At 45.0% G+C, this 22956-nt stretch carries 15 protein-coding genes; 1 reads left to right on the plus strand and 14 read right to left on the minus strand.

Features of this window, described 5'->3' with window-relative positions:
* Nucleotides 1-7 precede the first annotated feature (7 nt).
* The 13 genes from BM056_RS13775 to BM056_RS13840 form a co-directional block, all read right to left on the minus strand.
* Nucleotides 8-1327: a PhoH family protein gene (locus tag BM056_RS13775; RefSeq protein ID WP_092472011.1), complete on the minus strand. Its 1320-nt coding sequence runs from the start codon at nt 1325-1327 to the stop codon at nt 8-10.
* 708 nt (nt 1328-2035) lie between these two features.
* Complete coding sequence (locus tag BM056_RS13785; protein ID WP_092472013.1) at nt 2036-3136, minus strand: response regulator; 1101 nt, start codon at nt 3134-3136, stop codon at nt 2036-2038.
* A gap of 162 nt (nt 3137-3298) precedes the next feature.
* Nucleotides 3299-5164, minus strand: coding sequence for an S-layer homology domain-containing protein (locus tag BM056_RS13790; RefSeq protein ID WP_165613526.1), 1866 nt, complete (start codon nt 5162-5164; stop codon nt 3299-3301).
* A gap of 150 nt (nt 5165-5314) precedes the next feature.
* A complete protein-coding gene (locus BM056_RS13795; RefSeq protein WP_092472015.1) occupies nt 5315-5953 on the minus strand; it encodes a hypothetical protein in 639 nt (212 codons plus the stop codon).
* A 263-nt stretch (nt 5954-6216) separates the two neighbouring features.
* Entirely contained in the window at nt 6217-7323 is a 1107-nt protein-coding gene (locus BM056_RS13800) for a signal peptidase I (protein WP_092472016.1), read from the minus strand.
* Between the two features lie 28 nt (nt 7324-7351).
* Nucleotides 7352-8005, minus strand: coding sequence for a response regulator (locus BM056_RS13805; RefSeq protein ID WP_092472017.1), 654 nt, complete (start codon nt 8003-8005; stop codon nt 7352-7354).
* Complete coding sequence (locus BM056_RS13810; RefSeq protein ID WP_092472018.1) at nt 7986-9734, minus strand: sensor histidine kinase; 1749 nt, start codon at nt 9732-9734, stop codon at nt 7986-7988. Before BM056_RS13810 ends, BM056_RS13805 begins: the two co-directional genes overlap by 20 nt.
* The gene (locus tag BM056_RS13815) at nt 9731-10804 is read right to left on the minus strand and encodes a DUF5305 family protein (protein WP_092472019.1); all 1074 of its coding nucleotides are present in this window, start codon (nt 10802-10804) and stop codon (nt 9731-9733) included. Before BM056_RS13815 ends, BM056_RS13810 begins: the two co-directional genes overlap by 4 nt.
* Before the next feature lie 196 nt (nt 10805-11000).
* Nucleotides 11001-11465, minus strand: a complete 465-nt coding sequence (locus BM056_RS13820) for a hypothetical protein (protein ID WP_092472020.1) — start codon at nt 11463-11465, stop codon at nt 11001-11003.
* A 29-nt stretch (nt 11466-11494) separates the two neighbouring features.
* On the minus strand, nt 11495-11842 hold the full coding sequence (locus tag BM056_RS13825; protein WP_092472021.1) for a response regulator: 348 nt from the start codon (nt 11840-11842) through the stop codon (nt 11495-11497).
* A 155-nt stretch (nt 11843-11997) separates the two neighbouring features.
* Nucleotides 11998-15084: an ATP-binding protein gene (locus BM056_RS27295; protein WP_092472022.1), complete on the minus strand. Its 3087-nt coding sequence runs from the start codon at nt 15082-15084 to the stop codon at nt 11998-12000.
* 232 nt (nt 15085-15316) lie between these two features.
* Entirely contained in the window at nt 15317-17635 is a 2319-nt protein-coding gene (locus tag BM056_RS13835) for an EAL domain-containing protein (RefSeq protein WP_165613527.1), read from the minus strand.
* Nucleotides 17636-17648: 13 nt separating this feature from the next.
* Nucleotides 17649-19298, minus strand: coding sequence for a methyl-accepting chemotaxis protein (locus BM056_RS13840; RefSeq protein WP_092472024.1), 1650 nt, complete (start codon nt 19296-19298; stop codon nt 17649-17651).
* A 592-nt stretch (nt 19299-19890) separates the two neighbouring features.
* Here BM056_RS13840 and BM056_RS13845 point away from each other — a divergent pair.
* On the plus strand, nt 19891-21303 hold the full coding sequence (locus tag BM056_RS13845) for an FIMAH domain-containing protein (protein WP_092472025.1): 1413 nt from the start codon (nt 19891-19893) through the stop codon (nt 21301-21303).
* A gap of 237 nt (nt 21304-21540) precedes the next feature.
* On the opposite strand, the gene BM056_RS13850 is transcribed toward BM056_RS13845, so the two are convergent.
* Nucleotides 21541-22923, minus strand: coding sequence for a hypothetical protein (locus tag BM056_RS13850; RefSeq protein ID WP_092472026.1), 1383 nt, complete (start codon nt 22921-22923; stop codon nt 21541-21543).
* Nucleotides 22924-22956 lie beyond the last annotated feature (33 nt).

The raw sequence follows: 22956 nt of genomic DNA on the forward strand, positions 1-22956 counted from the left end.
TAATTTTTTAGGCTAAAAGTTGAACGCCCAAAGCCGCCAGCCGGCTGCGTTCGGTTTTGCACAACGAAACATGAGCATATAATTCATTACCCTTAAACCTGTCTATCAGTGTCACAAAACCATTGTTTTGAGCAGATAACCTGCAGTTGTCAATCTGCTGGATATCACCGATGATAATAAGTTTTGTCCCCTCACCTGCTCTGGTGATAATCGTTTTTATATTTTCCTTGGTCAGGTTTTGAGCCTCGTCAATTATTATCCACTGCTGTGGAATTGAACGCCCCCTGATGTAAGTCAGCGCCTCCAGATCAATGTATCCTTCCTGCATGAATGATTTCAGTTTTTCAGCAGGTGTGGAAGATGCTCCATACTTGGATGAAGTGAAATTTCGAATCAAATATTGCAAATTGTCAAAAATAGCTCCCATCCAGGGACTTATTTTTTCATCCTTGGACCCCGGCAAAAAACCAATATCATGTCCATGAGGTATTAAAGCCCGCGATACCACCAGGTTGCTGTATCGCTGCAAGTTAACCACCTGATGAAGTCCGGCGGCTAAAGCAAGCAAAGTCTTGCCGGTACCGGCCGGCCCCATGAGGGTGACCAAATGGATATCGGGATTTAACAGAGCATCTATTGCAAAATGCTGTTCAATGTTGTCTTTAATCGGATTGATACCAAATATATTCATTTCTCTGCATAGAGGAAATATTTTTCTTGCCCGTTTATTATACCTGCCCAGGTTTTTTCCTCCTGTTTCATCCTTCATGACCAGATACTGGTTATCTAATAATTTATCTGACTCATACTCGATCATATTGTGCTGGTAGAATTGCTGTATTTCATCACTGTTGATGCTAATAGCCACCCAACCCTGATAAAGTATTTCGGGATCTACTTTTTCCACAACATAATTTTCAACGCAGATCCCCAGCGCATCAGCAAGAATACGCACGCACATATCCTGGGTAACCAGGGATACTTCCCTGGCTTGTTCCCCTAATCCTTTGGCTACCCCGATTATACGCGTGTCGACCTTGTCTTTGGGCAAAAAAACGGGCAGATCGACATTTAAATGATTTAATTCAACAGTGATGACATGGCCTGATTCAATAACAACACCCCGATGCAAGTTCGGACGCAAAGCGTCCAGAAACCTGATCGCCTGTCTGGCGCAATAGCCACGTGAATCATCAAGGTGCTTAAAACCATCCAATTCGTTTATTACCGCCAGTGGTATAACTATATTACATGGTTCCATCGTGTTTAGAATATCGCCGATAGGTCTATCAAGAAGCACGTTTGTATCAAGCACCTTTATAATCATACCAAACCCCCTAGATGATATTGGACGCAGGCAAACAGGTATTTCTCTTGGGTCGAATCAGCAAATCCTCAAATAATTCAATTTACCCAATATAATTTTAAAGCCCAAAAGTTAAGAGAGTTTACAGTTAAGGTTAAAGATATCTAAATAAATCTAAATCATGATCACCTTTAATTAGTCAAAAATTTACCCAATAGCAACAATAACGCAAAAAAGGGTTAACTTTTACCTGCTATTATTTAAAAAGAAAGAAAAATTACTAGTTCTACCTCTCCCGAATACAAAACCCAACCAGGCGGTTGGGTAATTTTTTAGTTAGGAAGGTGTTTAACGTTGAAATGCAAAGAATGTCCATATTACCTTAATTCCAAAAAACGTACCGAACCAGGACTGTGCAAGGTAGATTTAAATCCCAGGTGGCCGGGTGAAAATTGTGATTTAGCAATAAATATTTTACCCAAGCATCCAAACAGCTTAAATAGAAAATCTATGGATGCCAAAGTTATAGATTATACCGGCAGTCCATCAGGCCGATGCTATTTATATTGATGCCATTTATATTAAAAAAAAGCGGGCAATTGATATAATTCAACATGCCCGCAGGAAACATTTATTTACATGAAAGGAGGTTTGAAAAAGTGTTATATCAATTATAGACAACCTTTGTTAACTCCATATTGCTTTCCTGTAAATACTTATCCTATATCATTAAATTTCTAAAAAACTTTGGATATCTTCTTCAGGCTCTATTCCCAGTTCTTCTTGGAGAATTTTTTTGTACCCCATAAAATGACTGATAGCCTTATTTCTTTTGTTTATGTGCTTATACAGCTTTAAAAGAAGCTTTGTCGTATCTTCCAGATAAGGATTTTTCTTGAATATTTTTAATAAAATCTCCTCGGCTTGGTCAAATTTTTTATTTTGTATATAAATTTGGGACAATTTCAGCACAACCTCAATATAATTCATTAATAGCCGCTCCCGTTCGAGGTCGGCCCACATCCAGTCAACCCCTTCCAGATAATCGCCGCTATAAAGAGCTTCCACCCTTGCCAGCGCTTCCAGGCTACTCTCACCCTTACTGATTAATTGGATATATTTTTTGAAAAGCAGGACATCGGTCTCAGCCTCTCCCAGTTTCAGCAAATAACTTCCCTCCACGGCAATCCGTGTTCCGTCAACATCATATTTATCAAGTGTCTTTCTGATATAATAGATGCCGTTATGAAGTTGGTGTATCGCCCGTACCACCTCGGTATCGGGCCAGATGGCTTCCAATATCTTCTCCTTGGTTACTTCCCTGCCTTCATGATGAAGTAAAAAGGCAAAAAGTTCTTTTGTTTTTTCCGAACGCCACTTTATCGGCGCCTGCCCCTCCCAGCCGGCTTGGAAATTACCCAGGCAGCTAATTTTGAACTTTTCTCCGGTTATTGGGGATATGGTGTAGTTGTTCTTTTTTATAATCCTGCTCAGGGTTTTATCAAAGCGCTCTTTTTTAACAGGCTTCAGTATATAGTCCAGGGCGTGAAGTTCAAATGCTTCAATGGCATATTGATCATAAGCCGTAACAAAAATCACATCCACCCAGGGGCATTTATCCAGGATTTGTGAAGCAGCGTCAATTCCTTTTAACTGCGGCATATGGATGTCAAGGAATACAACTTGCGGCTGCAAAGTATTGATCTGATCAATACCTTCCAGAGGATTTATAAACATGCCGACCACTGCAAAGTTGCCGTCCTCTTTGAGCAAGTATTCAAGCTCTCTTAAGCTGGGTCTTTCATCATCAATTAAAACAGCTTTGATCATATTCCGACATCCCCTTTGCTCTTTCCTTGCTCTTTTTTAATTATTCTTGCAACAAACCTTTTCCTGCCAACAAACCCAACTCTCTTCTCCCGAATATCAAAAATATTTAAAAAACCCCCATAGTGTTTAACCACGGGGGTTTTGGAGTGATTAACCTATGTCCTAAATCAAATCTGCCTGCTGCAGCATTCTCATTATCATGGCCGCAGTCTCAGCCCTGGTGATGTTGTTATCCGGTGCCAGCACGCTGTTGCTGCCAACTACTATATTATATTTGATGCATGAAGCAACAGACTTTTTCGCCCAACCGTTAACGCTGTCCTTATCCTTGAACTCGGCCAGTTTTGCGTCTACGCCGGAACCGGCAATATTGGTGTCCATTCCGGCTAGCTCCATGGCGCGGGCGATCATCGCCATAGCCTCTTCCCTGGAGATAGCCTGGTCAGGCTTGAAGGTTCCATCCTCATAGCCGCTGACGATGCCGTATTCGCAGGCCGCGCCAACTGCACCGCAGAACCAGTCATTTCCTTTAACATCGCTGAATTTGTCGGCTGTGCCGCCGGCCTTAAGTCCAAGGGCTCTGCCGACTATGGCGGCAAACTCAGCGCGGGTGATGTCCCGGTCGGGCGCAAAATTATTTTCGTCTACACCGCCGATAACCAACCTTGAACCCATTTCATTCACGCTGTCCCTGGCCCAGTGATTCTCCACGTCCTTAAAGGTTTTAGAGTGCCATATTACAAAGTACGTGCTGTTTGTAAGGCAGTTGATTTGGGCGTAATATTTGCCGTCAATGACAATTATTTTGGTGGGTACATGGCTTACGGTACCATCGCTGTTAAGTACGACACCCGTGGTAATCTTCTGTGGATCAACACCGTCGGGAATGGCAATGGTCCTTTCAACATAGCCGTTGAACCGGCTGACTTCCACCGTCTTATCGCCGTAAGTGCAGGTAACCTTGAAATCAACCGGAGGCGCCACAATTGTGTATTCGCCCTTCCTGGCACTGTTTTCAATGATCCGGACAGTCTCCGCGGAACTCCTGGCTATCTCAATGTTTACCTTAATATCCTGAAGTGCAACCTGTTGGCCGATTTGCCCGGAAACAGCATCTATATTGATCTGTTGGGCCGGCAGAGTGTAGGTGGCGGCTTCAGTTTTTATTTCCAGCACTGCCTGCTTCTGCTCCATGTTCTTGACCAACTGACCGTTCAGTTCACAAATCACCACATCGGAGTTGGTATTGGCAAGTATAGTAACCACGGAGTTATGGCCTTCTATTTCAAGCTTCGGGTCAACCGTGACCGTGGTAACCGTCCGGCCACCTTCTTTTGTGGTTATAACTGTGGCGACCTGCTCCCGCTTTTGTCCATCAACTGCAACCTCAACTCCCGGCATAGACTCACGGACATTGTTTCTCCCGCCCTCATCGTATGATGCGGTGATCACCAGTTTACCGGCCACGGGTGCGGTCAACTCCGCATCCGGCGGGATGTCGAAATGCACCGAAACCCATATGGAATCACCGGCTGCAATGCGTCGTGACTTGTTAGGGTTGGGCCACGGGAAGGTAGCATGATCCTTTGGCGTAAAATCCTTTACCAAAGTCCGGCTCGACTGGGTGCCAATCAGAATATAATTCCGGTATGCCCCCATATCCTGCACATTTATGGAAACGTTTATCGACCGGTCTCTTTGATTGATCAACTTGAAAAGCCGGTCAAACTCATAATAGCTGCCCGGTTGAAAACCAAATGCATTGCCGTCCATGCCTTTGGCAAAGTCAAAATGCAGGTTGCCGTCCTCATCCACCCAGGCGTTTTCATCGGCGTACCCGGCCATGTTCTTGGTCCCCCCGTCCCATTCAACAGGCCCGTTGCGGGAGGGCTCTAGAGCAAGCCAGCCGGGCACCGTTGCCACCGTTATATCATTGCCAGCCGGCGCTGCACCGGTACCGGCCTGAACTCCTATTAAACCGGCCGCGGCCAGGAAAAAAATCAACCCCAGTAAAATAAATTTCTTCAAACACTCACCTCCTACTGGCCAGAATATAGACTGCCGTATAAGGAGCGGCATACAGCAGCTTCACAGTTACTTGAAAAATATAAGGTATAAAAAGCCCCTTTTAATGAAGAGGCTTTTTATATACTTATTGTTAAGCTGTATTATGTTGGATTACGCCGGTGGAGGAGTTACTGCTTCAGCAGTAACATCTATATCGAAGAATGACAACGCATTTGTTGCTGAATCTAAGACATTAATCCTTACCCCAATTTCAGCTGTCTCTCCAGGCGCCAGTTTAGCACTTTCATCATTAAAGGTAACAGAATAATAACCCGCTGAGACTCCTGTATCCTTCCAACCACTATCGTAATCAGTCACACCACGTTCAATGCCCATTATGAAATCAAAGTCAATATTGGTGTCGTTCGTCGTTTCCTTTTCTGTAACGGTAAGTTGTACAGTGTCCTTAGAGTTGTTTGTAACTTGGAATAAACCATACGCATTGGTATCATCCCACCAGGTGTATACGCTATCCTTTTGAAGACCATACTGGTCATTATCTCCATCATTCGCATCAAGTCTGCCTTTATTGAAGTTAAAGCTTAAAACATTACTACTTGTATCCACAGTAGCGTCTTCAAAACCTACATCAGCGCCTACGTGTGTCGCAGTCAGTGCCACCAGCGCAGTATCGGTGGTAGCTACCGCTAATGACGCGGCATTCGACACCGTGGCCGAGGTGTACGCCCCGGCCGCCATCAGGCAGGATACCGCCAGCAAAGCTATAACCATAAACAACCCTTTCTTCACAATACCGACCTCCTAATATTTTTATATTTTTTACAATTGACCTAAGCCTCACTGTAATTATAAAGAATCCGCGGTGACCCCACATCACGCCAAGGCATAGTCCGCCCGGGATAAATGGTACCGTATTCACTAATCCCGGAGTAGATTAATCCCGTTATACTAAGGTAGAAACATAGTAGCCTGCTTTACCGTAATGACCTTATACTTTAGTACCACTTACAACAATAAAGAACATCCCCGCCCGGGGATGTTCTTTATATTCTCTAAGGAAGCACTTTTTGCGTTACCCGCAATACGCGCCTGCGGACGGCCCGCCTCATTTGCCGGCGCAGGCGCCTGTCTATTACCGGCCAAAGCACCAGCGGCAAAGCCGGTACCAAGGATACCGCCCCCAAGGTCAGCCAGTAGTTGACCCGGGCCAGGTTGTGCACCAGCGCCGGCGGCAGCGTGGGCAGAAACACTCCCACATAAACCATGCTTTTATACTTACCCGCCTGTTTCGCCTCCACTGTGGCCACCACTTTTTCTTTGCTGCCGGGGTTGGTTAAAAACAGGCTTTTGTTGAAGGTGAACTGCGTGTCGGCAGTGGTCACCGAGACAATCATAGGCAAAAACCCGCTGCCCCCCACCGTAGCTACATCCCGTTCAATGACATCCCCCTGCTGCATAATGCCCACCGGGCTGCCCATCAGGACGCCCCGGGATGACGGGGACACTTCATACTGAAAGGTGAGAAAAGAGCTGGCCGCTATCTGGGTGGCAGCAAGTAAAATACAAATGGTCATCCCGGCGGCAGGATAAACGACATAAGCCGGGGTGGTTCCGGATTTGCGCCTCCGTTTCCCGCCGTCCTTCAGCTCGGTGATAATCAACAGCAAGCCCACCGCGCCCAGGCATAACGGTAAGGCGTAGGGGCTGTCGTTGTATTGTTCCACCCACAGAGAGGGGTAGCCCAGCAGCCTGATCCGCAGCTGGTGCTCGCCTAGGGTCACCGCCGCCGCCGCTATATCACCGGGCTGCACCGGTAAAGTACCGGTGGACTGGTCGGTATGTTCGTTGGCGTCACCCCGGGTAATAAAACCGTCCGCCGGGTTTCCGCCCGTAACCCGGTGCAAGACCCAATTTTGTCCCGCCAGTCCCCCCTCCCGGGGATGAAAAACGATGATCTCCCCCGCTTTGACCCGGCTGCCGTCCACAGGCTTGATGATTACCACATCACCCCGCTCAAAGAGCGGGCACATACTGTTGGAACGAATGGGGGCCATTAAAAACGGGCGCTTTAAAACAGCTGTGCCGACGGCGCCGGTGACTATTATACTCAACACCAAGAGCAATACAGCGCCGATAACTTTCCATGACGTCTTTTCCATCGTTTAATAGACTCCTTTGGCCAGAGTATCAATCCGGGACACCGCTCCCGTGGGCATCGTTATTCGCAATGCCATGGGCTGCGGCATATAATGCGGCCTGGACCCGATCCTTCAACTGTAGCTTGCCGAGTATACCGCTGATATGTTTTTTTACCGTATGTTCGGTAATGTACAGCAGGGCGGCAATCTCTTTATTACTCAACCCCCGGGCCAGAGCCCGCAAAACATCAAGCTCACGCCCGGTCAATTCCGACAGCTGCGCGTTATCCCCCCGGGGCTGCCGCACCACTGACTGCATTACTGCGGGATCGAAATACGGTCGCCCCCGCCCCACCAGTCGCAAAGCCAAAAGCATTTCCTCCGGTAGCGCCTCTTTCAGAATATACCCGTCCACACCTGCCTCCAGAGCCTGGCTGATATCCTCCGCTCCAGAGTAAGTAGTTAAAACAATAAACCGGCAGCCCGGGAGATGCGGCCGTAAATTTTTAATAATTTCCACACCGTATTCCCCCGGCAGGCGCAGGTCCACCATAACCACATCGGGATGCAGCGGCGGTATGAGCTGTTGGGCGTCCCTGCCGCTACCCGCCCAGCCGACCAGTTCAAAGTCATCTTCCATCTCCAAAACAGACCGGATGCCTTCCCTCACTAGCGGGTGATCATCAACCACAGCAACCTTCAATATTACCACCTCCCGTATGTGCATGATCCGCGGTAACCCCGGCGGGCACTTTGCAGATCACACTGGTCCCTTTGCCAGACCCGGACTGTACATCAAAATCACCGTTAAAATCGGACATTAAACTGCGCATGTTCGCCAATCCCAGCCCCTTGCAGGCCGGTGCAATAACATTAAACCCCTGCCCGTCATCACTTATTTCCAGACACATGTCCCCTGGGACCATCCGCAATGACACTTTGATGCTGTCGCACTTCCCGTGACGTACGGCATTGGATGTCGCCTCACACACGATACGGTAAAACGCCTTACGCAAGGCGGGACTTAAATCTTCTTCATCTCCCTCGTGCTTGAAATCCACTTCCACTCCGCTGAGCCGGGCCAACCTTTGCAGGTATGAAGACATCCCGGCAATAAAAACTTGCTCACCCCGCCGGCGCGGGCTGATTCTGTATATAGAGGCCCGCAGTTCCCTGGCAGCCCGGTTGGCAGTTTCCTGAACCAGGCTTAACTGCCGCTGTACTTGCTCATCCTGCAAACTCCCCTTCCGCCGGCCGAGGGCATGCAGGGCATAGACAATGCTGAACAGATATTGCGATGCACCATCGTGAATCTCGCCGGCAATGCGGTTTTGCTCTTCCGATACCAGCAAGCGTGCCGCCAATTCGTCGGTTTTACAGCGTTCCAGTACGACGGCCCCCAGTTCCGCCAGGAAATGAACCGCCCGGGCATCGTTTTCAGTTTCATCATCGGACACGCCAAACCCCAGCCATCCATAATGCGCCCCCGGCGATTGCACCGGCAAGCAAACTAGCTTATATTTACCCGTATCAGCACCAACAACCGGCAGGTAATGCTTGCTTTTAACGCCTTCCTTCAAGTAATGCCCGACGGCACTGGTTGCCTCTTTTTCAACCCCGCGGGGTAAAAGGCCTTCGGGATCAACCGTCTCCCAATATTCACTGCCGTCATCAAGTTCCAAATAACACAACCCCACCCGGGAACCGCTCAACTTCATGGAGTAATCGGCCAGCAGCCCGGCCAGGCGCCGTGGGTTTTCTCCGCTGGAAAACGCCTCCAAGGCCTGGTATAGGGACGAGATATGCGCCAAAGAATGCTCTGTAACCCGGTGTGCCAGAGCAAGACTGTCATAGGCCCGGGACAACTGCCGGGCCAGCCGTGCAAAGAGCTGCGCCGCCGTAGTCAGCAGTAAAAATACCAGCACCAGCCATGAATCTTCCCCCCATACGGTTAATATGGACGCGGCCTCATGTAAAAGAACAGTTCCCGTTGACGCCGCGGCTAGAAATACACAGAGCACCAGCCAGCAATACACCCCGGGCAGCAGTACCGCCGCCATAAAAATAGGGTTCAAGGCATACCACATAAAAGGGCTATCCAGACCGCCGGTGGGAATCAATAACAAGGCAATACCGACGGTCTCTACGCTAACCAGACCCAGCAAAGCAGTGGAAGCTTCGCTGTTATGCTCATACAGGTACACCGAAACCCTTCCAGCCACCAGCAGGGCCGCAATTACCCCCAGTTTGAAATAAACCGGCGAATCCGGCGGTCCCAAAAGGTAAAACAAAGATGTCAACAACCAGGAAATATAGCGGTATAGTTCCAAAACCCGGGGTCCGCCGGGCAGACCGGAGGAAAAAACCGGCAGCAAACGCAGGTTTCCAATACCACCTGAATTATTTTCTTTGCCGGCAGTAAGCGTACTCATACCGTTGACCCCGTTTCAGAAATTACCCGTTCATTCATCGAGGACCGCGGAGGCGCATCACTCCGTTCCGGAGCTTCATTGGAAGCCAGGTAACAATACAAAGTTTTACCGTCCGGCACACAGTAGCGGCAGGTGTTATTGCCGTCTTCGCATATACTGATAATGCTCTTATCTCGCTCATCCGCCAGTTTGAGCAATTCTTTAAAGCTTTGTAAATGTATTACCGACAGCTCGCTATTAAGCAAGCTGTTTTGAGCGGTGATAATCCGGCTCCGGTAACGGCGGTTAATGGTAAGGGCCTCGGACTCAAACGGCTTATTGCGGCGATATAAACCAAACAACCAAACAGCTGCTCCCAGGCCTAACAAAGTTAATCCACCAAAGATATACCTGGCATAAACAACCGGAACCCGGCAAACCAGAATATTTATGTAACCGGGTATAACTTTGGTATCGGCTAAAGAAACAATATTTTCTTGTTGTAGTTTACTCTGGGAGATAATCCGGTTTTGTGAAAGAGAGAACGAAAGAGAAGGATTAAAGTCATTGGTAATTTCTTTGTTTGTAGCCTTGGTTTTGATAACCGGGGTTATGTCCAATAGATATCCGTTTCGGGGGCGTATTCCGGTTTCTTCTTCTACCTGTTTAATAAATTCCTGGATCGCCGGTAAAGGAACGATAAAGGCGTCATCAATAACCGGAAATGTTCCTGTTCCTTCAAATTTAGCTTCAGGGCTTAATATATAATCCCGGCTCCACAAATCAACGTCATCTTCCCGGGCCCGCAGCTTTAAATCTACCGTTGACGTTCCCTCAACCGGAACTTTGGGATTAGACACTATATCCGCCTTTATTCCTACTTTAAACTCATCTATGATTTTGATGAAGTATTTTCCCGCTTGGTTGGTAAGCGGTTCCGGTTCGGGATAAAGTATGGACCTTTGGGGAATAACTGAATGGCTAAAGGTTACTCTTTGCTCCAGGGTTTGATTAATAACCTCTTTTTTAACCTCGGCCGGCGTAATCAAGGAATAGGCTGTAAGAATTAAAAACAAAACTGCAATAAGCATAACCGCCCATCGAATATGATGGGATAATAATTTTTTTTGTAAACCATAAGGTAATGAGGGTAATGTAGGTAATGCAGTAATTGTTATCTCCCCCTGTCAATTATTTATTCAGTACTCAGGAGTCAGAATTCAGTAGTCAGAATGCCTGCCCGGTTCTCCTCACACCGGCCTTGGCTTTTAGCTTTTGGCTTTGGTTTTATGGTCCTTCCCCCTCAATTGCTTCCACATATACCTCAACATCAAAATTTATCTCGGCCTGTCCTCCATCCCATTCAGCCGTTACCGTTCCTCTATAGTTATGTAGACCCGGTTCCTCAGCACCTGGAATTGCTATTTTAAGATCTGTAGAATCCCCGGGTGACAAATATAAATCGTCTACATCAAACTCACCGGTACCGACAACCGTTATTTCTACTATTTCAGACTTATTGTTGGTAATAGTACCACAGCTGTCGGAAAAACCTTGTGTAATAGACAACGAAGGCGGTATATCCACCGCAATAAGGGCTTCTTTTGAGTCAACTATCGTTAACCCGGCTTCATTTTTAACTTGAGCAGATGTATACCCCCAAACACCGAACAACATCCCTGCTGCCAAGACCACTAAAACGCCGACCCCCAGGGCAAGCCTCAAGTACCCTTTGTCATTACCCTGCAACATAACAACACTCCTTTATTAAATTTAATTTATTATTTGTGACGCACAAGTTTGTCAAACTTGTCCTTGGTAACGGGACAAAGCAGATAACCGTAAGCGCCTATTTCATAAGCATTAAGCGCATAATCACGCTCATCCGAAACAAAAACAACCCTGATGTTTTGATCTAAAGCCATAACGATACCGCCGGTTTTAAGCCCGGGTATTTCATCATTTCCAAGCCGGATAAAAACAAGATCGGGGTTCTCTCTTGCGATTCTTTTCAACAAATCGTCAGGCTTTGCAAAAACTGCGACAACCTTAACCAGAGCATTCTCAGACAGCCAGAGCAGCATTTTATCCAGAGTCTCGCCTTCCGCCTCCAATAGGTATACCTTCATCAACGCACATCCCGACTTTTAATTACTTTATATCAAAAGATTCTCCCCAAATTCTCCCCAAACCGCCCCCGGGAGGCCAAGCAAAAAAGCTGCAAAACCAATATTATCAAAGGTTTCACAGCTTTTTTAAACTATGCTGATCAAAATTATAATAATTATTTTTTTATAGGAATAATAAAAATAACTTCCGTGCCTTCGCCCGGTTTACTTTTTATTTCAAGTCCTTTTCCGGAAATTTTTTTAAGCCTTTTTTCAATATTGCCAAGGCCGATACCTTTTTTCCGCTCGTCCCCCAGGACCTCTTTCAACTTGGCCTCATCCATGCCGATACCATTATCTTTAATCATGACCTGTACAGCTTTTTCAACTCTTTTGACCACCACGTCAACACGGCCGCCCTCAGGCTTTGGCAGAATCCCGTGAATAATGGCATTTTCAATCAAAGGCTGAATCATCAAGACGGGAAACCTGACCTCCATATCTCCCAAAAGCTGAAAATCCACCGCAAGACGCTCCTCAAAGCGGGCTTTTTCTATTTCAACATAGGCTTTGGCCAGATCAAGCTCATTCTTTAACGGCACAAATTGGCTTAAATCCTTGAAGTCAAAGCTCCTTCGCAAATAATCACTAAAGTCGATCATTAAGTTCCGCGCATTTTTTATATCGTCTCGCGAAATGGAGATAATCGTATTTAATGCGTTGTACAAAAAATGAGGCTTGATTTGCGCCTGCAAAAATGCCATTTCCGCCGCTATGGCTTTGTCCACGGATGCTTTGAGCTGTATCAGCGTATTAACTCTGGCCAAAAGCTCTTCCACATCGAAAGGCTTGGCCAGATAATCATTCGCCCCGGATTCTATACCTGTGACAATATCACTTATTGTTGTTCTGGCTGTCAACATCAATACGGGCAGTTCGGAAACTGAAAAGCTTTTGCGAATTTCACGGCATATATCATACCCTGACAGTTCCGGCAGCATCACGTCCAAAATGACCAGGGACACATCCTCCGCCGCTTTGAATTCCGCAAAGAATTCCCTGCTTGAAGTAACTGCCGTGACTGAATAATTATTCATTTTAAGAATACCTGCCAGAGACATCAGATTGGATCTATGATCATCCACCAGCATGATATGGGGGCCGTCCGTTTTATGTCTGTACGGGAACTTTTCAATATGCTTTTCACTGTATTCAGCAGCTGCTATTTCAGCTCTCGCCGTTTTATATGGCCATGATTTTTTTTCAGCAGCTTCCTTGGCAGCCGGAATGGAGCAATAGAATCTTGAACCAATCCCGAGCTTTGATTCAACACGTATTTTACCGCCATGCGCCTCAACCAGATATCTGGTAATGGGAAGCCCCAACCCTGTACCTCCGTTGCTTCGGCTCAGGGAAGCTTCAAGCTGGTGGAAGGATTCAAATACGATGTCAAGCTTGTCTTCCGGAATGCCGATTCCCGTATCCTCAACACAAATTTCAACAACATCTCCCGCTTCCGTTGCCGACACTTTGACATATCCGGTTTCCGTGAATTTTAACGCGTTTCCGACAAGATTATACAGTATCTGAAGCATCCTGTTTTCATCTGCAAGAATATTGGGCAGGTCATTTGGCAGGTCAATGAGCATTTGTAGATCTTCTGCTTTATATAACCTGCCAAGCTCATTCATAACGCTTTCAACAATACGTTTCATAGTGACAGGCTCAGGGTTCATTTTTAAATCAAAGTGCTTAAGTTTAGAATAATCCAGAATATTGTTGATCAGGTTGGCAAGACGTTTTCCGCTGGTTGTAATCATGGAAAGGCAAGCTTTCTGATCTTCGTTTACCGGACCCTCGGTACCTCTGGATAAACCATCAGCAAGGTTGATTATGGCGTTAAGCGGCGTCCTTAATTCATGGGAGGTGCTGGCAAGAAACTCATCCTTCAGACTGTCAAGCTTCATTAGCTTTTCCGACATGGTTTTGGCGTCATTGAAGGCTTTGGCAAACCGTCTGGCCAGAATAAAGGACTGCAGAAAAAGAAAAATAAAGAAGCCAAAGGAGGAAAGCTCCCCGATACTGGATAATATGATGTCGTTATGATAAAGCACCGCATGGACACCTCCCAATGCGACGGCCAAAGTTCCAACCATGATGATTGCAGAGTCCACTTTGGTCATGGGAAAGGCTCTTGCAGCGCAGATGACCGCGTAGAAGGCAATTGCAAGCGCCACAGCTTCAATGGGGTAGGTCAGGCTTGTATATATGTATATGGGCGCCAGCATTGTAAACAAAGTCATTCCGGAGGCATAGACGACAAATACCCGCAGCAGCTTTCTGGAGGTATGTTCGGGAAAAAGCTCGCCGATCAGAAATGCAAGCGCGACAGAAGACCAATAAAGGGTGAAATAATCTATCATTACGATGATGTGATAGCCAACCCATGGAAATATTTTACTGATAGAATAGTCTCCGTAAATCGCAGTCCTTCCGATCGCAATCAGGCACAGAAAAACAAAATACAGGCTGCTTTTATCCTCACGGCGCATAAAGAATATACTGAGGTAATAAAGCGCCATGATCAGGAAGGCTCCAAGTAAAAACATATCTTTATAGGCAATGTTCCGGTCATACGCTGCTATTCCTTCAGCGGAACCCATGTATACCGGATACCACACTCCTCCGCGGGCGTATGAGAAATTTGCCACCTGGAGGATAATGTCGAAGTCCCGGGAGGGCGGCATAAATTCCACTTTGACAGGCAGGTACTGGGGGCTGTAATGCTGTCCGTCCATTCCGACTCTGCCGTTGGCAGCAAACAGCTCGTTGTTTACATATAACCTGAAGGCGGTTGAAGCGGTAGGCATTCTTATAGCAATTTTCTTGCTAATATCCATATTTTTAATTTTAAGCCTGTAGGTTGCAAATCCGAATCCCGGCAGATTTTTACCGTTAATCTTATAGCTATTCCACACTGCCGGTACTTTAGCCATAATATCAGGTTTCCGACTGCCGTCACTCAAATCATGGTAAGCATAAAACTTCTGCCAAAAAAATTCCCATTCACCACTTAAATTTATCATGCCATGGCTGTCTGAATGCCAATTTGCCACATCGAGACTGCCATTAATAATCTTAGGCACACCGGATGAGTCTTTGTCCACGGCAAAAAACATTACCCCCAAAAGAACTAAAACTATTAACAGTAGTAGACCTAAAAATATCTTGAATTTTATATCTTTTAAAATGTCTAACAGCACAGCGTCGCCTCGTTTTTCCCAGCCGGTTGCTATTTAATTATCCTTGCAATAAACCTTTTCCTGTTAACGACTGCAAAAATACTACACAAAACTCCCTTTATTTAAAATTAAGCTCCATTGTATTTCCCTCCATCCTTTAAACCTAAGCGCAGGCGAGGGTAAAAAATAATCCCCACTTTGTTGGCAAAGTGGGGATTATTTTACGCTTATAATGCGCAGATGTATAGTTCATTTATTTAAATGCAGATCTACTCTGATTTTCCTTATACCTCCTGTCTCTGGTAAAAACGCTTTTACCAAAAGTTTTGGCATATTTCTTCAACTCGGCCGATAATTGAACTATATCCTGCAAAGAAGAGGCTTGACCCTTATCGCCGCAATCAATAATAGCCATTGATATGGCGATTATCGGGAAGCATTTATCGTTGCCGTCCCTGTCTTTGCCTTGAATACATCCATGCTGCCTGTCTAAAGGATCATAACGTTGAGGAATAATCCTATCAAACAAGCGGATTATTCTTCGGCAAATCTTTTCTACTGCAACACATCCAACGATAACAATAAAATCATCACCACCAATATGACCAACAAAGCTGTTTTTTGAGTCATATTTATTGACGCAGTGTTGTATTATCCTGGAAGTTAATAAAATGATCCTATCGCCTTCTTCAAAACCATATTTATCATTATACGATTTGAAATTATTAAGATCACAATAGATTAATGAAAAATTTTCCCCTGCAGAGAGCCTGGTATTAATTTCATCCTCAATCATTTTATTACCGGGCAAACCGGTAAGCGGGTTGGCCCTGCGGGCATATTCCAATTGTATTCTGGTCATGGCGTCCAATAAAGTTTGAACCGATAAAATACCGGCATACTCACCATGACTGGTAATGACTATAATATCGTAAAGCTTTGAACTTTCCCTTGACATCGACATCTGAGACACAACCTGAATCGGATCACTACTATCCACCATCAGCGGCCGTTTATCCATGATAGTTTCAATTGGTTTATTAAGATAAAGGGACATGCCATAAAGCGTTGACAGCTCTTGATAAAGGTCTTGCTTCATAACTATGCCCAGTGGTTTATTGTTTTCCAGAACAACTACACCGGCTTCATTCGGATTGCTGCTAAAGAATTCCTTAACCTCCTTAACAAGAACTCTCCGGCCCACTGTATGACACTTTTCCATAATATCACTGACTGGAATGGTATAGCGCCAGAACTTCCGTTTGCCACCCAAATCCGTGTTAAGTATATTTATTACTACTTTCTTTTCGGGATTAGGTTTTGGATACTCCGGCCTGGCAAATATATAGCCCTGACCGTAATGAACCCCAAGGTCCATAACGGTATTAAGATCGGTTTCGCTTTCAATTCCCTCGGCAATTATTTTACAGCCTATTTTTTCGGCGAAAATTACAATAGTTTCCATTAATGCTTTTTTCACCGGATCATAACTTATCCCCTGTACCAAAGACATATCCATTTTTAAAAAATCCGGTCTGATTAAGGCTATGGTACTGAGACTGGAAAACCCGGAACCAACATCATCAACAGCCACCATATAACCTTGATCCCGGTAGTGATTGAGCGTTTTTCTGAAATTAGGGAAGTTTGCCGCATCAGTATGCTCTGTGATCTCAAAAACTATATTATTAGACTTAACACCAATTACATCTATATATTTTAAGGTTTCACCGCTGACAAAATTAGGGTCGCTGATAGTGCCTGGGTTAATATTTAAAAATAATTTCTGATCAGAATTAAGATCACCAATGGCTGAAATTGCCTTCTTTCTGCATAATCTTTCCAAGGGATATAACATATCCACCTCCTCAGCAAAACTAAAAAGCACCGCGGGAGAATGAAAGTGCCCATCTATCGGGCCTCTGGTAAGAGCCTCCCACCCCAGCGTACTACCGTTTTCCAATGAAACTATCGGTTGAAAAACCGCATTAACGTTTTCTGTGTGCAGGATTTTTTTAAATTCCTCCAATAACCCGACCTTTTTATGGTCAAGCAGGCCATGGGCTACCTTCTGGGCCTCCCTGAACGCCACATAAAGCTGGTGCTCCAGATCTTTCATGCTATTGATTACAATTAAAGAGAACCCCACCCTAATATCAAAAGTCCACCCTGTTTGCGTAAAACAATGTTTATTAATATTTTCTTTAAGGGCGATACTCAGAGTTATGGCAATGTTTTGCAGCTCACTATCCTGATATTTACTATTGGGGCACAGCACTATAAAATCATCGCCCATTACCCGGTCAATAATTAGTTCATTATTGTTAAGCGACATCATTTGTGGAAATGCCGAATGGATCTGGTTGTTTACATATTTAAGAACTGTCTTTGCCGTGTCTAATCCAAGCAATTGTTCAAATTTACTAAAGTTAACTATATCAAGATAAAACAGAATGAAATTCCCGTTTATATTCTTGCTGTTTGACATGATTAATTTGCTGATTGGCCTGGTAACAATGGAACCATTATTATTTTTATGTGCTAATAATTTCTTCCAAAAATTAAGCTGCAACTTAAACACCTCATTACTCTGACTCCTGAGTAGAATTGAACTCATTTAGGTGGTCTTGAATTTTTAAGGCCATATCAGCCAGGTGTTGAGCCAGATTGGAAATTTCCAGAGCAGAGAAACACTCACTTTGATCAAAATCATCGTGCTGCTCAATATCACCGGCAATATGCTGTATTGTAACTGCCATCTGGTCAACGCCGCCGGCAACCTCTCTAATTTGCTGTGAAATATCCATAATGTAACGGTCAGTCGCCGTAATGCGATCAAAAACCCTGGCCAGTGCTTCCTGCGCTTTTTCAGAAGCAGCGGAGCCTTCTTTTACCATTTCATCGGCTATCTTTACCTGCTCTTGCACCACCATACTTTGTCCTTCAATAGCAGAGGCAATTATCGTCATATTTTTAGTTGATGTAGCCGTATCATCAGCCAGACGGCGGACTTCACCGGCCACCACGGCAAAGCCCTGTCCCAATTCCCCCGCCCTGGCGGCCTCGATGGAAGCGTTTAAAGATAGCAGCCTGGTTTGCTCCGACACTTCTTTGATGACATTTAACATATTATTAATTTCTTGTATGTTTTTATCCAGCTGCTGCATGGTAGCTGTTCCCCGGGCAGTGTTTTTCATGTTCTCTTCTATTCTGGACACCACTGTCTTTAATGCCGCCATCCCTTCTTCGGATGCAAGCATCATTTCACGGCTGGCTTTCTCAGCCAGGTCTACCAATCCGGCTACTGATTTCATAACACCATTGATGGCTATCGCACTGGATTCTGTTGCCGCAACGTTATCCAGCTGGTTTTTCGATACCAGTTGCATCTTTTGACTTGTAGTTAAAAGGCCTGAACCTGTCTCTTTAAATTGATCAATCATTTCACCAAGTTTAGCCAGCATATTGTTAAAACTTTGGCCCAGCAAGGAAAATTCACGTCCCACACCTCTCTCTTTCGCCCTGACAGTTAAGTTGCCCATACTTGCCCCGGCCATAACAGCGCATAAATCATTGAGGGGGCCGGAAAATTTTCCGGCCAACCAAATACAACATACAACTGCAACCAGCATCGCTACCAGGCCCAATCCGGTCACCATGTTGCGAAGGTAGATAACAGGCTTTAAATAATCTGCTTCAGCCAGCTTAATCAAGCAGGTCCAATTGCGTCCCGGTATTTGCTGGTAAGCAAGCCTGAACATATCTCCACTAATCTGAATCCCTTGTAACCCATTGCGGGAATTTAATATTTTTTGCAGCGTTTCCTTGGACAATTGGGTACTGTTATCTTTGGAAGTTGAAAGTACTATCGCCCCCTGGTGATCCAAGATATAAATCTGTACCGGAATTTTTTGTGCATTAAAGGTTGCCAGTTCATTAGTCATTAAATATTCTGTTTTTCTCGTGATTTCCCGGCTATCAACAACACTGGAATAAAGATCTATTTTTTCAGCCATATTTTTAACCGAGCTTTTTAACATTTCATCATTGTAACGCTGCAGCAAATTCTTACTGGTATAATAGGTTGTCATACCTTGTAAAGACAGGATAAAAACAACCAAAACAACTATAATTGCCATAATCCGGTACTGAAAACCGATTCTATCCCCCCAAGGCAGATTGGGCTGCAAGAACAGCGATTTTATCAAATTACTTTCCGCAAATTTTTTTATCATCGGCTACTTCCTTTCTGAAATTACCTCGAGGAAATTATTACCCAAACCGACATAAATGGTATTGCCATACTGCAAAACGCTCAATTTTGATGCTTGGCCTCGCGAGCACATACTAAAAACTCCGGATGTTGTTATATTTTGGTTTTAAGTAACTAGATGTACTATAAACAACTTTTGTTAATCAACTGTGAATTAAATTTTATGTTAGTGATTTTGGTGTTAAATTTCAGTTAATAAAGAAGACTTGGTTCAGGTGGGGTTTTGACCCCATCTGAACCTTAGTCGCACTTATTTCGAGTTTATCGCCGCTAAGACTCCCGCCTGTAGAGGCGGGAGTCTTAGCGGCGGTTAACGAGATAAACCAACTCATTCGGTTCAAAATGGAACATGTTCCTTTTTTTACATTATTTTTTTCTGGCCTTAACATAAACTTCAATTGCATTTAAACCCGGCAATTTATAATAGACATGCACCAAATCATGCACCAAATCTAAAACTGGAAAGGAGGTCCTGAGAAATACTATAATAGTTTGCAGCTATAAGAGGCGATTATTCTTGGGTGTGTTTATATTCAAGAAAGGGGTTAAACAATATGCTTAAAACAATAAAGAGAAAGCTGGCCGTTAGTCTTTCAGTGTTAATGCTCGCAAACTTTACCTTCGGAGGTATTTCAACAGCTGAAACCACGGTAGAGGGGACAAATGACTACCACATCACCAACCCTTACGCAACTGTTAACTGGTCTACCTATGGCCAGTACAAAGCTGATTTCCACTCTCACTCTATTGAGAGTGACGGTGCCAATACTCCTGCTGATATGTTTGAAGATCATTACGCCAAAGGCTATGACATCATGGCACTCACCGATCATAATTTCACCAATACCACTTGGGACAGAACAGATCGACCGGCGGATAAAGTCTACCTGACACAGGAACGCCTGGCTGAAATAAATTCAGGCACAGACAGGGACGGCAGAGGAATGATCGGCATTCCCTATTCAAATGAGCAGTCCATATCTGATCACCTGAACACTTTCTGGGCCGATTTCAATAACATTGAAGGCGCAACACTGGAAAGCAAAATCGCTCAGTGTGAAGCTTTAGGCGGTATTTCCCACATCAACCATGCCGGCAGATACACCGGCGCCAGAAATATGTCCTTTGAAGATGGCGCGGCAGTTTCCAGAGACCCGTCCGTCGTGGCAAAATATGTAGACCTTTTCATGAAGTATCCCTCCTGCGTAGGCATGGAGATAATTAATAAAAAGGATGGTGACTCTATAAGTGACAGGATACTGTGGGACAACATCCTGATGCAGACAATGCCCAACCGCCCGGTATGGGGTTTCTCCAACGACGACACCCACAATGTTAATAATACAGGCTTTAGCTACAATATGATGCTGATGCCGGAAAACACCCTTGAGCATGTGCGCTACTCCATGGAGACCGGCACCTTCTACGCCGTGGCATTGATAGCAAAAAGAGAACTTGGTGTGGACTTCACGGCTTCCGGCCCCGCGCCTAAAATTACAAATATTGCTGTTGATCAGGACGAAAATAGCATCACCATCGACGGCGAAAACTACAACACCATCGAATGGATTGCAGATGATCAGATCATCGCCACGGGCAACTCCATTGACCTCAATTTCTATGAGGACAAGGTAAACAACTATATTCGCGCCCAGCTAAAAGGCGCTGGCGGCATCAGTTTTACACAACCCTTCGGAATAAATAACTTTACGGAAGAAATTAATCATCTTCAAGGCTCTATTGAAAATCTGGATCTAAACAGTGGTCTTAAAAAAAGCCTGACTGTAAAACTGGATAACGCGCTTAATTTAAATGAGAAGGACAAAAGCAATGCGGTCAATTTATTGAATGCCTTTATTAACGAAGTAAAAGCTTTAAACACCAGTAACAAATTGACTGAGGAACAAGCAACGGAACTGATTAATGCGGCAAAAGAAATTATCTCAAACTTCACCACATCCAGGTAGCACCTGCTCAAGGCAACATCTGTCAATAATTAACCAGCTGATAATGATTACGAAAATTAATTTCCCTGTGACATTGACCCATAGTCACAGGGATTTTTCTTACGAACATCTGAAACCGGATGAAATCCGCCGGGGAGTTTTGCTGCTGCATGAATATATGAAAAGTACATCCGGTTAATAGCGTTTGCTCAGGACGAAAAAACTGCCCACATAAACAGTTCATTTAATGCTTCTTCTTTAAACCATATAATCAAATTTCAGATTTACAGGAGGCAGTTTTCTTGCGGGTTTCTTTTCCCTACCTACCCATGAATGAACCCTTTTGGTTTCTCTTTTTTCTAGAAACCACTTACCGGCTCTATTAACCAGCTCCCATTCTTCAGGTCCTACGGCAACCAGCTTATAATGCCTTGATAGTTCTATCGGAGTCGCCGGAATCTCTTCCTCATTAATTAAAATGGATTCCCCTAAAAAACGTCCTTTATACTGGTTTTGCCCATTAAGGTTCTCATAGGTTCGCCCCCTGCGCAGTACAATTTCACCGTTTGAGGACGAAAGCTGTCTGGGTACATAGGGAATCATATTAACCGGAAGATAATCTTTCAACCGGTATAAACGTATCTCATCCTGTTTTGAAACCTCTGATTTATCTACAACCGCTTCCTCATCATCCCGGTCAATCACTTCATATTTGGTGGGGTTGTAATATTTATGCTCTATCGCCCAAACCAGGTTTGACATTTCATCCCTGGCTATTGTCACCTGCTCTATGGCTTCCCCTTTTAAATAATGGGCGGCTGTGTTGGGAAGAAAGAAAAGCCTGGCGTCCGCGGGGGCAGCCCCGTTGCAGCCGGACAGTGTGTAAATGCTCCACTTGCTGTGGTCCTGACTGGTATCGGCTATAGGCTGTATTTCTTTAACGGCACCGAAGCTGTCTGTGACAGTTAGTTTTTCAACCAACCTCAGGGTGCCCGGTTCCTGGTTCAGGGTTATAAAGTACCAGTTGTCGGAGTATATCAGTGAGAACTCCACCAGGAGCATGGCAAGAAAATTCAAGTCGGGGCGGGAAATATCCCCCAGGTCTACACCGGCATCTTCAAATTTCCACCAGCGGGCATCCGGCATGCCCTTGAATGATATTTTTGCTGGCATAACCGATACGGTTTTAATTTTACCCTGCAGGGATGCGTCGCTGGAGATATCAAAATCATACCAGTCCAGGTTTCCACTATGGTGCTGGTTTACTTCAAGGGTTATGCTGCTGGATTTGGCTGCAAATTGGTATTCCAGCTGCCGGGGGTTCCAGGCTCCGGTATTCTCATAATTCTCCTGCTCAACAGCAGCTTCAACAGGCAGCAGCGCGTCATCTATGGGGTTAAATTGATCATCGTTACCAAGCCTTATTGCGTCAACCTTCTCGGTTTGAAATGCAACACCAGCTGATACGGGCCGGCCGCCATTTTCCGCCTTGAACTCACCAAGCTGCCACTGGCGGGTGAGAAACCACAGCGGGTCTTTTGTTTTGGCCTGGATACCTTCTGCTATGGAATGGGAAATGCTTCTGGGTATCAGCCTGAAATGACCGTCCCCGGATATGTCAAATCGTATAAACGAGTCCACACAAAACTCCACCTTCCATAAGTAATTAAAATA

It is taken from the genome of Desulfotruncus arcticus DSM 17038, assembly GCF_900113335.1.
GTDB classification, from domain to species: domain Bacteria; phylum Bacillota; class Desulfotomaculia; order Desulfotomaculales; family Desulfallaceae; genus Desulfotruncus; species Desulfotruncus arcticus.